The sequence below is a fragment of the Pseudomonas sp. MT3 genome, assembly GCF_054720805.1.
Genome location: NZ_JBTVPY010000018.1, coordinates 1 through 15,305 on the forward strand (window position 1 = coordinate 1; position 15,305 = coordinate 15,305).

11 protein-coding genes are annotated in these 15,305 nt (G+C 67.0%); all 11 read right to left on the reverse strand.

Features of this window, described 5'->3' with window-relative positions; all coding sequences use genetic code 11:
• Positions 1 to 116: 116 nt before the first annotated feature.
• The 11 genes from ACYCAX_RS18365 to ACYCAX_RS18415 all read right to left on the reverse strand — a co-directional run bounded on the left by ACYCAX_RS18365 (position 117) and on the right by ACYCAX_RS18415 (position 15,283).
• Positions 117 to 1,475, reverse strand: coding sequence for an OprD family porin (locus tag ACYCAX_RS18365; protein ID WP_015479468.1), 1,359 nt, complete (start codon positions 1,473 to 1,475; stop codon positions 117 to 119).
• A gap of 738 nt (positions 1,476 to 2,213) precedes the next feature.
• Positions 2,214 to 3,338: a polysaccharide biosynthesis/export family protein gene (locus ACYCAX_RS18370; protein ID WP_294971997.1), complete on the reverse strand. Its 1,125-nt coding sequence runs from the start codon at positions 3,336 to 3,338 to the stop codon at positions 2,214 to 2,216.
• Positions 3,339 to 3,380: 42 nt separating this feature from the next.
• Positions 3,381 to 4,781 carry an undecaprenyl-phosphate glucose phosphotransferase gene (locus ACYCAX_RS18375; RefSeq protein ID WP_015479470.1) on the reverse strand — a complete coding sequence of 467 codons (1,401 nt, stop codon included), beginning with the start codon at positions 4,779 to 4,781 and terminating at the stop codon, positions 3,381 to 3,383.
• A gap of 108 nt (positions 4,782 to 4,889) precedes the next feature.
• Complete coding sequence (gene rfbA, locus ACYCAX_RS18380) at positions 4,890 to 5,765, reverse strand: glucose-1-phosphate thymidylyltransferase RfbA (RefSeq protein ID WP_294972002.1); 876 nt, start codon at positions 5,763 to 5,765, stop codon at positions 4,890 to 4,892.
• Positions 5,766 to 5,802: 37 nt separating this feature from the next.
• Positions 5,803 to 6,894, reverse strand: coding sequence for a glycosyltransferase family 4 protein (locus ACYCAX_RS18385; RefSeq protein ID WP_294972005.1), 1,092 nt, complete (start codon positions 6,892 to 6,894; stop codon positions 5,803 to 5,805).
• Positions 6,895 to 6,926: 32 nt separating this feature from the next.
• Positions 6,927 to 9,551 carry a GH39 family glycosyl hydrolase gene (locus ACYCAX_RS18390; RefSeq protein ID WP_460248554.1) on the reverse strand — a complete coding sequence of 875 codons (2,625 nt, stop codon included), beginning with the start codon at positions 9,549 to 9,551 and terminating at the stop codon, positions 6,927 to 6,929.
• A complete protein-coding gene (locus tag ACYCAX_RS18395) occupies positions 9,520 to 10,755 on the reverse strand; it encodes a glycosyltransferase family 4 protein (RefSeq protein WP_015479474.1) in 1,236 nt (411 codons plus the stop codon). The genes ACYCAX_RS18390 and ACYCAX_RS18395 overlap by 32 nt, the downstream gene beginning before the upstream one ends.
• A complete protein-coding gene (locus ACYCAX_RS18400) occupies positions 10,752 to 11,750 on the reverse strand; it encodes a glycosyltransferase (RefSeq protein WP_015479475.1) in 999 nt (332 codons plus the stop codon). Before ACYCAX_RS18400 ends, ACYCAX_RS18395 begins: the two co-directional genes overlap by 4 nt.
• 33 nt (positions 11,751 to 11,783) lie before the next feature.
• A complete protein-coding gene (gene rfaH / locus ACYCAX_RS18405) occupies positions 11,784 to 12,290 on the reverse strand; it encodes a transcription/translation regulatory transformer protein RfaH (RefSeq protein WP_015479476.1) in 507 nt (168 codons plus the stop codon).
• Positions 12,287 to 13,048, reverse strand: coding sequence for a WbqC family protein (locus ACYCAX_RS18410; protein ID WP_294972017.1), 762 nt, complete (start codon positions 13,046 to 13,048; stop codon positions 12,287 to 12,289). Before ACYCAX_RS18410 ends, rfaH begins: the two co-directional genes overlap by 4 nt.
• Before the next feature lie 21 nt (positions 13,049 to 13,069).
• Positions 13,070 to 15,283: a polysaccharide biosynthesis tyrosine autokinase gene (locus ACYCAX_RS18415; RefSeq protein WP_460248555.1), complete on the reverse strand. Its 2,214-nt coding sequence runs from the start codon at positions 15,281 to 15,283 to the stop codon at positions 13,070 to 13,072.
• Positions 15,284 to 15,305 lie beyond the last annotated feature (22 nt).

Here is a 15,305-nt window from a genome sequence, read left to right on the forward strand (position 1 = left end):
GGCCTGCGGCCGATACGGCGGGGTAGACATAGAATCTCCTACGAAAAGCAGCCGGCGCCCAAGAAAAAAACCGCCGCCTCTTGCGAGGACGGCGGCTTTCGGAGAGCCCGCCAGACTTACAGCAGCGGGATGGTGTAGCTGACGATCAGGCGGTTCTCGTCCTGGTCGCGCTGGGTCGCGGTGCCCGTGCCGCTGGTCGGCAGGCCACTGCGCAGGGCAGCGTTCTTCCAGGTGAAGCCCAGGCCCTTGAAGGTGCCGTCCGGGATCACGTAGGCCAGGGAGATGTCACGCTCCCACTCGCTCTTGTCGCCATACGCGGTGTCGATGTTGTCGCCGCGCAGGTACAGGGTCTGGAAGGTCAGGCCCGGCAGGCCGGACTGGGCGAAGTCGTAGCCGTAGCGGACCTGCCAGGTGCGCTCGCCGGCGCGCAGGAACTTGCCGATCTGCACGTCGGTGATCAGGTAGGCCGTGGCGCCGTCACCGTTGTTGATGAACGGGAAGTCGCTGTCGCCGCTGAGCTGCTGGTAGCCGGCGCCGAAACTGTGGCCGCTCACGGTGTAGGTGAACAGGCCGCTCCAGGCGCGGTTGTCGACCTCGCCCTTGGTCACGCCGCTGCCGTAGTAGCCGGTGGTGTAGAAGTTCTTGTCGTGGCCGTTCTTGCCGTCGTCGCTGCTGTGGAAGTAGCGCAGGTCGCTCTTGAGCACGCCCGGGCCGATCGCCCAGCTGTGCTGCAGGCCGAGGAAGTGCTGTTTGTAGAAGTCCTGCAGGTTGCCGTAGTAGTACTGCAGCGTCAGGTCCTTGGTCAGCTTGTAGTCGGCGCCGCCGTAGTAGAACTTGTTGACGAACTCGCCGGTGCGGGCGTTGTTGGCGCCGGCGATGGACAGCCCCTCGTTGTTGCTGGAGCTGCGGCCCTTCGTGTGTTCCAGCTGGCCGCCGATCAGGGTCAGGTCCTTGATCTCGTTGGAGGTGATCTGGCCGCCGTCGAAGGTCTGCGGCAGCAGGCGGCCGTCGTTGTAGGTGACCACCGGCAGCTTCGGCAGGAGGGTGCCGTAGCGCAGCTCGGTGGAGGACACCTTCACCTTGCCGGTGGCGCCCAGGTGGGCGAAATCGTCCACCGCACGGCCATCGCTGTCGGTGGGGAAGACAGTCCCGGAAAAGTTCGAGCTGCTCGGGTTGTAATGTGTGCCCTTGCCACTGTCGAGGCGAACCCCGAGCAGGCCCAGCGCGTCGACGCCGAAGCCCACGGTGCCTTCGGTGAAGCCGGAGGTGTAGTTGAGCAGGAAGCCCTGGCCCCACTCTTCCTGCTTGCTCGGCTCGTTGCTGCCGTTGCGGTTATCGGTGTTGATGTAGAAGTTGCGCAGGGTGAGGCTGGCCTTGCTGTCCTCGATGAACCCGCCGGCGACGGCCGACTGGGCCAGGCCTGCGGCAGCGATGGCGAGCGCCAGGCTCGATTGTGTGAGAGTGCGGCTTTTCATTGGAATTTCCCCATTTTATTGATCTTGAAAACAGGCCATTCAGCGCAACAGTCGGCTCCCCCGGAGCCCGCCCGAACGGCAAGCAGCGGCCACGGCGCGTACGGATGCGCGCGGCTGCGGTATTCACAGGTTTTCAGCGCTCCCCTAGGCAGGGGTGACGCGCAGGCAAGCAGGCGGGAAGGCGGAAGAAGGAAGGGAGTGCATGGATCGGGTCTCGTGTCTTGTTGTTGTGGCGCTGCACAGGGCATGCACCACTGGCTAGGCAATCCCCAGGCCAACCGGCCTCGCCTGCCCGATCCCCCGCCAGCTCAGCCTTTCAGGCTTGCCGGCCGACCCATTCCCTCGGACACATCAGCGGGAAACCGCCACGAACCTTGGTTCCGCTGGCGGATAACCGCCACCCCAACCGCACTGGCCAACCGTCCTCGCGGCAGCGCTGGGGTCACGATAAGAGATGCTCTATAAATCAAAAAAGAATTAATTATTAGAACGTAATATCCGTATGGAATATATGTTACCACGAGGCTCCGCCCGAGGCTGCTCCTCGGACGAGGTACCTCGAATCAGTACGAAATAGAGGGAAAGCGCGAAACAGCGCATAGCCGGATTCCCACGCCAATAGGCGGGATACCCTATGGCAGAAAAAAAGAAACCCGCCAACGCTGCAACGCTGACGGGTTATGGGCATTGCTAGGGGATGCCCAAGAAAAGACGGAACCGCGGGGTGGACGGTCCCGGTCAGTTATTTCCCACCGCCGAACTGGTGCCGATGAAGGACGCCGACGGCAGCAGTTGGCTGATGAAGCGGTTCCAACGGGTAATGTTGGCCGGCCCGATGAACACCACGTCCTGCGGCTGCATGGCGAAGTCGCGCGCCAGGGCGAAGGCCGTGGGCCGCTTCGCTTCCAGGTGGAAGACCTGTGCCGTGACGGCGGCCTGGGCGCCGTTGGCGCTCGGCTGCAACTGGCCGGCGCGGATCACGTAGACCGAGTCGCCGTCGGAGGTTTCCGGGCTGAGGCCGCCCGCGCTGCCCAACACTTCCAGCAGCGTCAGGCCGGTGGTGCGGTAGGTCACCACTTGCGGACGCTCGACCTCGCCCACCACGTAGACCTTCTTGCGATCGTTGTAGGGCAGGTGGATCTGGTCGCCGCTCTTCAGGTAGATGCCGCTCAGGGTGGAACCGGTGCGGTTGAGCGCATCGACGTCGATCAGGTACTCACGCCCACCGCGCCTGAGCGTCAGCCCCGACAGGTCGGCCTCGCCGGCGATCACGCCGGCCTTGCTCACGGCCTGCACCAGCGTCGTCGGCGTGTTGTTCAGCTCCATCTGGCCGCCGTTCTGGAAGGCCCCGGACATCACCACGTGCTGGCTCGCATAACGCAGCACGGTGACGTCCACCTGCGGGTCGACGATGCCCTTCCTGGCCAGTCGGCGGGCCAGTTCGCCGCGCAGCATCGTGGGCGTCCGGCCTTCCGCCGCCACGGTGCCGGCGTAGGGGAAGAAGATGTTGCCGTCGGCGCCGACCACGCGGCCGTTGGCTTCCATCTGCTGCGTCGAGCCGGGGCTGGTCAGTTCCGGGTGGTCCCAGACGGTGACCAGCAGGACGTCCCCCGCGCCGATCACGTATTCGCCCTGCTGCGGCCGGTACGACAGCAGCTCCGCCGGCAGCCCCGGATCATTGCCGCGGGCCATTTCCTGGCTTTGCAGCACTTGCGGCGTGATGGGGACGAGGGTGATGCGCATGCCCTCTTTCTGCGCCTCTTTTTCTATATCGGAATCCGTCATGTGCTGACCGGGGGAGAACACACAGCCTTGTAGCGTCAGACTGCCGACAACAAGACCGATCACGAACAGAGTTTTCATGGCGATCCTTCCTTGAAGCAGGGTGTTGGTAGGGGGACTGACTCAGAACGCGTTACGGTGGACGAACCCTTTGAACAGGGTCAGCCCAACGATCTTCAGGTCCCACCAGACGGACCAGTTCTCGATGTAGTCCAGATCGAACTCGATGCGTTTCTGCATCTTTTCCAGGGTGTCGGTCTCGCCACGCCAGCCGTTGACCTGGGCCCACCCGGTGATACCGGGCTTGACCTTGTGGCGCAGCATGTAGCGACTGACCTGACGGCGGTATTGCTCGTTGTGCGCGACCGCATGGGGCCGGGGCCCTACCACCGACATGTCGCCGCGCAGGACGTTGAAGAACTGCGGCAGCTCATCCAGCGAGGAGCGTCGCAGGAACGCGCCCAGGCGGGTGACGCGGCAGTCGTTGCGCGAGGCCTGGATCACCTGCGCACCGTCCTCCATGACGGTCATGCTGCGAAACTTCCACACGCGGATCGGCCGGCCATCCATCCCGTAGCGGGTCTGGCGGAACAGCACCGGGCCGCGCGAGGTGAGCTTCACCGCCACAGCGATCAGCAGCATTGGCACCGACACCAGCAGCAGGATCAGCGAGGCGAGGACCACGTCCTCGATGCGCTTGAGCACTGCGTTGGGCCCGTCCATAGGGGTGTCGAAGATGCTGATGGTTTCCAGGCCGTTGATGCTCTCGCTGCGCGCGTGCAGCAGGTCGAACATGAACAGGTCGGGAATCAGGTAGACCGACACCGTGGTGTCGGAGAGTTCGCGAATCAGTTCGTTGAGCAGCGGCTCGCGGGAGAGCGGCAGGGTCAGGTAGACCTTGTCGATCTGTCCGCTGCGCGCCGCCTCGATCAGCGCCAGGCGCCCGCCCTTGACCGCCACCCGCGTATCCAACGCCATCTGCTGCGGCCGGTCGTCGTAGAAACCGACCAGGCGCAACCCCATCCACGGTGCATCGAGGATGGTCGAGGCCAGGTGCGCGCCGACTTCCCCGGTGCCGTAGATGGCGACATTGCGGCTGTTGAAACCATGCCGGCGCGCCAGGCGCAGGAGGATGCGCAACAGCAGGCGGTACGCACACATCACCAGCAGCGCAACGGCGAACCAGACGAAGCGGGAGGCGTCGATGACGATGCCGTGGCGCACGGCCACGTCCAGCAGCAGCACGGCGAAGAACGTCAGCGACCAGTAGCTGGTGACGATCAGCGACTCGCGCAGCATCGATTCGCCGCGCCAGGAACCGTAGAGCCGGTTGAGCTCGCCCAGCCAGTGGAACAGCATCACGCACAGCAGCACCGACACCCAGGCACGGGAATCCGGCAGACCGCTGCCGTCACTCAGGAGAATCGCCCCGGAGAGGACGATGACCAGCAGATCGAGCAGACGGTGAGCCAGCGCCAGGAGTGACTGGTTGGCCCGCAGTATTCCCTTCGATCGAATGGACATGGAAAACCTCACAACACTCGGCGCCCATCCCGGCGCCGCTGCCACTCAAGGCAGACGGATCGATGACGCGCCGCCACGGCCGACCGGCCAGGGCGGCGGCGAGCGGGTTCAAGGGCGGGCATCCAGCAGCAGTTGCTGCAGGTAGCGGCCATAGCCGGTCTTGCCCAGGCGCTCGGCCTGCAAGGCCAGGCCCTCGGTGGAAAGCCAGCCCTGCTGGAAGGCGATTTCCTCCAGGCAGGCGACCTTCAGCCCCTGCCGCGCCTCGATGGTCTGGACGAAGTGACCGGCCTCCATCAGCGATTCGTGGGTCCCGGTGTCCAGCCAGGCGAAGCCGCGCCCCAGCAGGCTCACGCGCAGCTCGCCGAGCGCCAGGTAGGCATTGTTGATGTCGGTGATTTCCAGCTCGCCACGCGCCGAGGGGCGGATCTGCCGGGCCATCTCCAGCACCCGGTTGTCGTAGAAGTACAGGCCCGTGACCGCGTAGTTGGAGCGTGGCAGCCGTGGCTTCTCCTCGATGGAGAGCACGTTGCCGTCGTCGTCGAACTCCACCACGCCGAAGCGCCCGGGGTCGGCCACCTGGTAGCCGAACACCGTGGCGCCGCGCTCGCGCGAGGCGGCCTCGCGCAGGGTCTGGGTGAAGCTCTGGCCGTAGAAGATATTGTCGCCCAGCACCAGGCACACCGAGTCGTCGCCGATGAACTCCGCGCCGATCAGGAAGGCCTGGGCCAGGCCGTCCGGCGAAGGCTGCACCGCGTACTGCAGGTGCACACCGAAACGTTCGCCGTCGCCGAGCAGCGCGCGGAAGTTGGCCAGGTCGGCGGGCGCGCAGATCAACAGGATGTCGTCGATGCCGGCGAGCATCAGCACCGACAGCGGGTAATACACCATCGGCTTGTCGTAGATCGGCAGCAGTTGCTTGGACACCCCCAGGGTAATGGGATGCAGGCGGGTGCCGGAGCCTCCGGCGAGGATGATGCCTTTCATGGCAATTGCCTCCTTGGCGGAATCGCCCGGAACCGGGCTATTCGAGCGAGTTGAAGCGCGGCAGACAGTCCGCGCCTTCGGCTAGAAAGGAGTCGATCAGGCTGGAAAGACGCAGCGCGGAAAGGTCCCAGGAGTAGCGCAGGACGTTCTCCAACCCGGCGTTGCGCAGGCCGCCGCGCAACTTCGCGTCCCGCAGCACGCGGCGCATCGCCGTGGCCAGGGCCTGCGTATCGACGGGGTCGAAATACAGCGCCGAGTTGCCCAGCACCTCGGGTATCGAGGCGCTGCGGGCGGCGATCACCGGGCAGCCGCAGGCCTGCGCCTCCAGCGGCGGTATGCCGAAGCCTTCGTAGAGCGAGGGGAAGACGAAGGCCGCCGCGCCGCGGTACTCCTCGATCAGCCGGCGATCGTCGATGCGCCCCAGCCAGCGCACGCGTTCGTGCTGTTCGCTGGACTGCAGCCGGTAATCGACGAAGCTGCGGCTGGCCGAGCCGACGATATGCAGGTCGACGTCCAGGTCCCGCAGCAGGTCGAACGCCTCGATCATCCGGGCGAAATTCTTGTGCGCCGCCGGCGAGGACACCGCCAGCAGATAGGGTCGACCGCCCGTGGCCACGGGGCCGGGACAGAACGCGGCGGAGACCGCGTTGCCGATCACATGGATGCGCTCGGCGGGGAAGCGGTAGTGCGCGGCGATCTCCCGGCGGGAGAACTCGCTGACGCTGACCAGCGCCAGCACCCGCCGCAGCATCAGCGGGGTCAGCGTCCGGTACAGCGCGCGGAAGCGCCAGGAAAAGCTCTCGGGATGGCGCACATAGGCGATGTCGTGGTGCGTCGCCAACTGCCGGCCGTAGGCCAGCGGCGCGGTATTGCACAGCGACACCAGCAGCGGCCGGCCGTTGCGCGCCAGCCACAGCGGCAGGTCGACCTGCTCCCACAGGTGCCCGCGGTGACGCCCGATGCGCTCGACGTTCAGGCGCTGGGCGATCTCCTCCCGCGGCAGCGGGCCGGGTGGCGCGACGAAGCGCACATCGCCGCGCAGGCGCGCCAGCGACAGCGAGATCTGCTCGGCGAAGCGTTGCACGCCGCTGATTTCCTGGGACAGGAAACGCCCGTTGATCACGATCATGGAAGTCCTCTCGGCGAGTCGTCGCGTTGTGCTCAACGCAGCGACAGCTGGTAGCCCGGGGCGCTGCGCAGCAGCGTCGGAGCGTTATCGATACGGATGCTGGCCTGGCACGCACCACCGCCCGAGGGGCAGTCCCAGGGCACTTTCTCGCCCTGGCCGGTGCTCACGCCGTCGAAGTCGCGCAGGCGCCAGAGGGTGTCGGAACTGCCCGGCTGGCTGGTGATCTTCAGGCTCTGCTCGCGGCCCAGGGTCCAGGCCACCAGGATTTCGTCGTCGGCCTTGGCGAAACGCAGCAGATAGACGTTCGGGTCATCGTTGGGCACCCGGCCGGCGAAGCGGTAGTGGCCGATGATCGCGGCCACGCTGGTCATCGCGTGGTAGGCCGGCTTGGGCTGGCCGTCGGCGGTGAGCAGGCCGAAGTTGTGCTCCATGTCGCGGCGGTCGATGCCGTCGTCCACCAGGTCGTACCACCAGGAGCCCTTCACGTTCGGCAGGCTGCGCAACAGGAAGTAGGCGCGCGCCAGGTAGGCCGCCTGGCGTTCGCGGCTGATCCCGCAGGCGCCGTCATGGGCCGGCCAGCTGAACTCGGTGAAGTACAGCGGCACCGGCTTGCCGGCGGCGCGTTCGAGCGTCTGGTTGACGCCCTTGAACCACGCCAGCCAGTTCTCCGGCGTCGCCAGCTCGCCCTCGCAATACACCGACGGGTGCAGGGACAGGCCGTCGGCCACGTCCAGCAGCCCACCGGCGACCAGGCGCTCGGCGAAGCCCTGGCGGATGCCGCGCAGGGTCACCGCGCCGGCGATCACCTTGGCCTGCGGGTCCTCCTCGCGGATCGCCTGGGCGGTGGCGCGGACCAGGGTCAGGTAGTCGTCGCTGAATGCCTTGTCGGTGGGGTTTTCCACATCCCACTCGTTCCACACCTCGTAGATCGCCACCTGCCCCTTGAAGCTGCGCACCACGTAGCGCACATAGCGCAGGAAGGCGGCGCGGGAGGCCTCGTCGCGCGGCTTGGCGTTGCCGTGGAACTGATTCTCCAGGCCGAGGATCAGCAGGGTGCTGATACCCAGGCTGCGGGTGCTGCGCAGTTGCGCGCGCCAGCTGGCGTCGATGGACAGCACGTTGGCCTCGCGCTCGACGCTGGACCAGAAGGCGTCGTCGCGGAACGACAGGATGCCGGCCCGTTGCGCCAGGCGGTTGATGCCGTCGCGGTTGCCCGGACGGAGGTTCTGGTGCGTGCTGGCGCCGACGATGAATTCCGGCGCGTCCTGTCCGGCCGCCGGCGTCTGGCTGGCCAGCGCCTGGGGCGCCTGCCCTGCTCCGGCGAACAACAGTGCCCCGCCCAGCAGCAGGCTCAGCAGCCGTCCCTTGCCTTGCAGGCGCCAGGCCTGCGGCGCCGGCGGCGTGGCCAGCTCATCCGGCAGACGCAGCGCCCGGCCGATCGCCAGGCCGAGGAACAGGCTGGGCACCTGCGCCTCCAGCACGTCGCTGGTCCAGCCGACCAGCAGGGTGCAGTAGGCGATGCCCAGCAGCGCGCGCGCCTCGCTGCCCGGCTGGCGCTGCAGGCGCATCAGCATCGGTACCGCCAGCGCATAGAGCGCGACGCCGGCGACGCCGAACAGCAGCCAGAGGTACAGCAGCGAGTTGTCCGCCACCGCCAGTTGCTCGACGCCGAACACCGGGTACGCCCCGTAGGCGCTTCCGGTCATCCCCAGCCCGGCGCCGGTGACGGTCCAACCGTTGTATTCCATCACCTTGATCAGGCTCGGCCAGGTGTTGACCAGGCGATCCACCATCGAGCCGATCAGGTTGTCGCCGCTGGAGCTGGCCAGGTACGGCTCGATGCCCCCGAACAGGCCATAGAGCGGCAGCGCCAGCGCGCCGAGCACCACCACGAGGGCGGCCAGCAGGAACAGCAGGCGATTGCGGGCGACGCTCATCACCAGCAGGGCGATGACGAAGGCGACGGCGGAGGATTTGTTGGTGGTCAGGACGATCCCCGCCAGCGCCACCAGGTAGATCAGCCCGCGCACCAGCAACGGTAGCCGGAACGAGCCCAGGTACAGGCTGAAGATCGACAGCATGATCGCCAGGCTCGACGACATCCGTGAGAAGCCGGCGATGCGATCCAGTCCGTAGGCGCTCCAGGCGCGGTTGCCGCTGATCTCGACCCCGCCCATCGAGTAGGTGTATCCCTTCCACGGCACGTTGCCGAGGATGTCCAGCACGATGCCCGCCAGCGAGGCGACGAGACAGAAGACGATGGCCCAGCCTACCGCCTTGCGGTGCATCTCCAGGTAGGGTCCGCAGAGCAGGCCGAACAACAGCGGCGCGTAGATGAACACGCTGAACGCCCCGGCCTGCCACTGGGCGCCGTGCAACCGCCCGAGCATCAGCGAGGCGGCCGCCAGCACCAGCAGCAACCACAGGCCGCGCTGCTGCGGACGGGTGAACAGCTCCCAGCCCACCGCGATCACGCAGGCCACCTTCGGCAGGTAGACCAGCGCCGACAGACCGACCTGGTCGGCATAGAAACGCAGCGCCCCGCTGAACGTCTCCACCAGCAGCAGCGACACCAGCACCGCCAGCGCCAGCAGCGAGCGGTCGAAGGCGATCCCGCGCGAGGGCTCAAAGCGTGGATACGGCGATTGCAGATCCATGACGGACTCCACGGTTGAGCAGGGTGTGGCGCAGGATGGCTTCGTACTCGTCGAGCATCCGCTCGACGCTGAGCATCGACGCCACGCTGTCCCGCGCGCGGGAGGCCAGGCGCTGGCGCAACGGCGCGTCCTGGGCCAGGCGGCGGATCGCCTCGCCCAGCGAGTCGGGACGTTCGGGTGCGCAGTGCAGGCCGTTGAGCCCGTCGCGGACGATCTCGACGAGGCCGCCACGGGTCGAGACGATCACCGGCAGGCGATGGGCGCAGGCCTCCAGCGCCACCAGGCCGAAGGATTCGGGGCCGACGCTGGGCACCACGGCCACGTCGATCTCGGCGAAGAACTCCGAGGACTTGCGGTAGCCGACGAAGTGCACGCGCTGCGGGTCGGCGGAGGACTTCAGCGCATTCACGTAGGCCGCCTCGCCGCGCCCGGCGATCAGCAACGAGGCGTCCAGCGACTGTTTCTGGAACTGCTCGATCAGCCACTCCACGCCCTTGTTCGGGGTCAGCGAACCGATGAAGCCGAAGCGCAACGGGCGACGCGGCATCACGGCGGCCGGCGCACCCTGTGCCGGTGCGAACGGCGCGCTGTTGTAGACGACATAGCGCTGGCTGTGGGCGAAGTAGCCCGCCTCGACCAGGGCGGCCAACTGGTAGCGGCTGACACCGACCACCGCATCGACCCGCGCCGACGCCTCCGCATGGGAACGCCTGAGCAGCGCACAGGAACCGCACTGCCGCTGGCAATGCCGCCCCTTGTTGAAGCGCATCCCGCGCGGGCAGGTGAGGTACTGGTCGTGCAGGATCTGCACGATGGGCAGCCCGGCCTCGCGGATCGCATCCCAGGCGGCGATGGACCAGCCCGACAGGTTGTGGCACACCACCAGGTCCGGCTCGCTCTGCGCCAGCACCTGCGCCAGCACCTCGCGCATGCCCCGGTTGTAACGGTCCAGGGCATGCCAGGCGAGCCGCCGCAGCGGGCCCTGGCGCTGCTCGGAGAACGGCCAGTACAGGTTGCGCATCCCGGCGCGCAGCACCGGCACGCCATTGTGCGAGTCGCTCCGCAGGCCGGCGTCCGGGCCGGTGCTCAGGACCTGCACCGCATGGCCGCGCGCCTGCAGGCCCTCGACCATCGACTGCAGCATCACCTCCGCGCCGCCGCCGATGTGCGGGGCATAGAGGGTGTTGAGGAACAGGAGTCTCATAGCGGATACATCCGGCTCATGCCCAGCGCGCCGGCCTCACCGTCGCGAATGGCGCGCAGCAGCAGTTGCAGGCGTCCGTCGCGGCCATGCCGCCGGGCGAAGAAGTGCAGCAGGCGCAGGAACACCCAGCGGTTGAAGCGGTACATCAGCGGCGAGCTGACCCACAGGTTCTTGTCGAACCAGGCCTGGTTGCGCGCGGCGTAGTAGGCGCGCAGGTCCGAGCTGCCCAGCAGGTAGGTCTCGTAGATGTTGGAGGTGCGCTGCTTGAGGTTCCACGAGCGCTCCAGGTCATCCAGCCCGGCGTCGGGCACCAGGTAGAGATGCCCGCCCGTGGCGCTGATGCGGAAGGTGTATTCGGTATCGTCGGCATAGAGCACCAGCTCGCGGCGCGGCAGGCCGATGCGCTCGATCAGGCTGCGATGCGCCAGCAGTCCGCCGTAATAGGCGAACGGCAGTTCCAGCAGCGGCTCCACCGGACGCGGGTGCGGCTTGCCCCAGGGCGTGCGGCGCCAGAGCTTGTACGGCAGCTGGTGCACGTGGAAGCCGAAGTAACTGGAGCGCGGCGGCGCGATGAAGCGCGTCGGCACGCCGGCGACGACATCCGCCTGGTGCTCCGGGCGGAAGCCCAGCACCGCAGTCTTGTCCGCCCCGTGGCGTTGCATGCAGTCGAGCAGGCGCTGCTTGAGCAGGGGGAAGGCGCCCGGCATCGGCGCGTTGTCGTCGTCCATCAGCCAGATGTACTCGCAGCCGGTCTTCAGCGCGGCCGCGATGCCCACGCAATAGCCGTTGGCCGAGCCGGTGTTGCTGTCCAGCTCGATCACCTGGACGCGGTTGTGCCAGAGCCTGAACAAGCGGTCCAGTTCGGCCACCGAGGCGTTGCTGACGATGATCGCGCGGCCAATGTCCGGCTCCAGGAAGGCCCTGGCCAGCAACTCCTCCAGGTATTCCAGGCGGTCGCCATAGGTCAGCGTCACCAGTACAGTCGATCCACTCATGATGGTGCATCTCCCTCGTCGATTACCGGGCGCTCAGGCCCGCCATCTGTCCCCGTCGGCCGCCGAGAGCCGGCTCAGTGGAACGCGCACGCGCTGTTCGCGCTGCAACAGGTTGAGCAGGATCAGCGCCCGTTCGGCGCCGTCGTCGCAGAGGAAGATCGCCTCCACTTCGCAATCCCCGGCGCAGTGCAGCCGTACCGCCTGGCCTTGCTGGAAGCGGCTGGCCGGCCGCTCGGGCATCGCCCGCAGGCGCTGGCGGATGTCCTCCACCAGTTCGTCGGCCACCGGCAGCGGCTGCGGACCGAAGCTGACGATGCGCGCCACGCCGCGGGTCGAGCGGATCGGGAACCAGTTGTCGTGCTGCTGATCCAGGTGGATGAACAGGTAACCGGGGAACAGCGGCTGCGGCCGCGCACCCTGCCCGACCACCGGCCGGTAGCAGGCGAAGCCCTGGCGCGTCAGGTTTTCCTCGGCGCGCAGCTCCTGGTGCGGCTTGGTCTGGATCAGGTACCAGCGATGCAGCGGGTCGGCTTGGCTCATGATTCGTACTCCTCGACGCCGGGTCGGGCGCTGCCCGGGGACGGTGCGGGACGGTCCACGCTGTAGCGCCCCAGCAGGCGCTGCATTTCATCCGGCGGGTTGAACATCAGCACGTCGATGATCGACAGGCTGGGGACGAAGTTGTCGTCGAACTGCCGGTAGCTGAGCTCGTCCATGCGCAGGAAGCGCAGCTCGACGCCGTGGGTGTGGAAGAGGTCCGGGCAGTACAGGTGACGGCCGCCCTCCGGGTTCAGGTAGACGTCGCCGCCCGAGCGCCTCACCGCCTCGATCAGGCGCCGGTCGCGGTCGATGTCCGGAGCCAGGTCCAGCTCGGAGACCCGCTCGATCGGTGTGTCGATGCCCATGTAGTGGCAGATGCGGCGGATCGAGTGCTCGGCGAAGCGCGCCAGGTTGCGCTCCGGGTGCTCGAGGATTTCCTCCACCAGCGGGAACACCTGGCGATAGCACGGCGCCCGGCTGTAGGCGTGCCGGATGGTGTGCAGCAGACGCTGGCTGGTAGGGCGCATCTGCGTGCTGAGCAACCGCTCATTGATCGCCTGGCTGCGCGAGCCCTGCTCCAGCGGAAAGCTGAAGGACCAGGGCTGGCCACCGACCAGCAGGCGGTTGCGGTTGATCCATCCACGCCGCGTGTACTGCAGGCTGTCCCCCAGGAGGAACAGGCTGCTGGCGGCGATCAGCTGGAAGTACCCCAGGTAGGGGAACAGGTACGGCTGCATCAGGCTGACGATATGGGCCATGAGTTCATCCTTGTTCGCGTCTCAATCTCGCGAGTCGTAGCGGTAGGCGTAGGCGCCGTAGTCGTAGGCGGCCGTCGAGGCCTTGCGCTTGACCCCGTTGAGGATCGCGCCCTGCAGGTGGATGCCGTTCTGTCCCAGGCGGCGGCGTGCGGTGTCGATCTCGCTGGTCGGGCTCTGGCCGAAGCGGGTCACCAGCAGGCTGATGCCGCACAGCCGGCCGACCAGCGCCGCGTCGGTCACCGCCAGCACCGGCGGGGTGTCGATGATGACCAGGTCGTACAGCGCCGAGGCATCGCGCAGCAGCTGGGCGAAGTTGTCATGCATCAGTAGTTCCGACGGGTTCGGCGCGGCGAAACCGCAGGAGATGAAGTCCAGGTCCGGCACTTCGGTCGGCAGGATCACCTCGCTCAGCGGACGATGGCTGCTCAGGGCATCGGACAGGCCGTGCCGCGGGGTCAGGCCGAAGACGCGGTGCAGGTAGCCCTTGCGCATGTCGGCGTCGATCAGCAGGGTGCGCTGGCCGGACTGGGCGATGACCGCCGCCAGGTTGCTGGAGACGAACGACTTGCCTGCGCCGGGCGCAGGGCTGGTGAGCATCACCACGTTGTTGCGCGCTTCGAGCAGGGCGAAATGCAGGTTGGTGCGCAGGCTGCGCAGCGCCTCGTTGGCCAGGTCGCCCGGATGGGCGGCGGCCAGCAGCTTGGGCGTATGGGCGGCGATATCGCCCTTGCGCTCCCTTTCCAGGCGCTCCTGCTGGCGGGAATACGGCACCGCCGCGAGCACCGAGAGACCGAGCTGTTCGATCGCCTCGGGATTCTCCACGCCCCGGTAGAAAGCCTGGCGCAGGAACAGGATGCCCAGCGCGACGCAGAAGCCAAGCAGGGTGGCGAGCAGCACGATGACCTTGCGCATCGGCTTGGCGGGCTGTTCGACGTTGGCCTGGGCGGTGTCGATCACCCGTACGTTGCCGATGGTGCCGGCGCGCAGGATGTCCTGCTCCTGGGCCTTGTTCAGCAAGGTGGTGTAGGTCTGCTGGGTGACCCGCATGTCGCGGGAGAGGCGCAGCAGTTCCTGCTGGGTGGCCGGCAGGTTCTGGATGCGGCCCTGGAGCCCCTGCTTGCGGGCCTCCAGGCTGCCCATCTGCTTCATCAGCGCCTGGTAGGCCGGGTGGCTGGGAGTGTAGAGACGGTCGTACTCGGCGCGCTTGAGCTTGAGCTCGGAGAGCTGGTTGTCGATCGTCACCACCTGGTCCAGCACGCCACGGGTCTCGACGCTGATGTCGGCGGACTTGGCGCTGGTCTGGTAGGCGTTGTAGGCGCTCTCGGCGCGTTCCAGCTCCATGCGCACCATCGGCAGCTGCGAGCGCAGGAACTGCAGGCGCTGGGAGGCTTCGGCGGAACTGCGCTCGACGTTCTGCAGCACGTAGAGGTGGCTGATCTTGTCGAGGATGAGATCGGCCTGCAGCGGATTGGGGTCTTCCAGGGTCATGTAGATGATCCCGGAATCCTTGCCGGCCTCCACCACCTTGAGCAGCTTCTGGTAGGCCAGGGTGGAGCTGAGCAGGCGCTCGCGGGTGAGGACGAACTCGGTACCCGGATTCGCCACCAGTTGGTCCACCTCGATGGTGAAGCCCTTCTCGATCACGGTCTTGTTCAGCTCGCCGCGCAACAGCTGTTCACCGTCGGCATTGAGCAGGATATAGGCGTTGCCGCCCTCGGCGACCAGGGTCAGCGGCTCGCCGAGATAGTCCTCGGGCACCTCCAGCTGGAACACCTTGATCTGCTCGCCGCCCCAGCCATAGCTGCCCATGCCGAACAGCGGCGCGGCCAGCGGCTGCGCGGCGCTCGGTTTGAAGCGCCGCGCCAGGTAGTCGCCTATCAACGGCATATGCCTGGGCTTGGCAACGATATAGAGCTTGAGGATCTCCACCGCCTTGCCGAGCACCGCGCGGGACTTCAGCAGCTCGATCTCGGTGGCCGCCAGGGACACCGAGTCGGGACGGTTGATCACCTCGGGGGTGCCGTTGAGGCCGTTCTTCTTCTGCTCGACCTGGATCATCGCCCCCGATACGTAGATCGGGGTGGCGACCACCGCATAGAACAGCCCCAGGACCGCGAACAGTCCGGTGACGACGAGGATCATTCGCTTGTGGTCGAAGAGCAGGCGCAGCAGGCCGGCCACGTCGATACGGGTGTCCTGGAAAGTCTCCAGGGACGAGCGGGACATGATGCTCATGGATATCCATCCTCCGGTGACG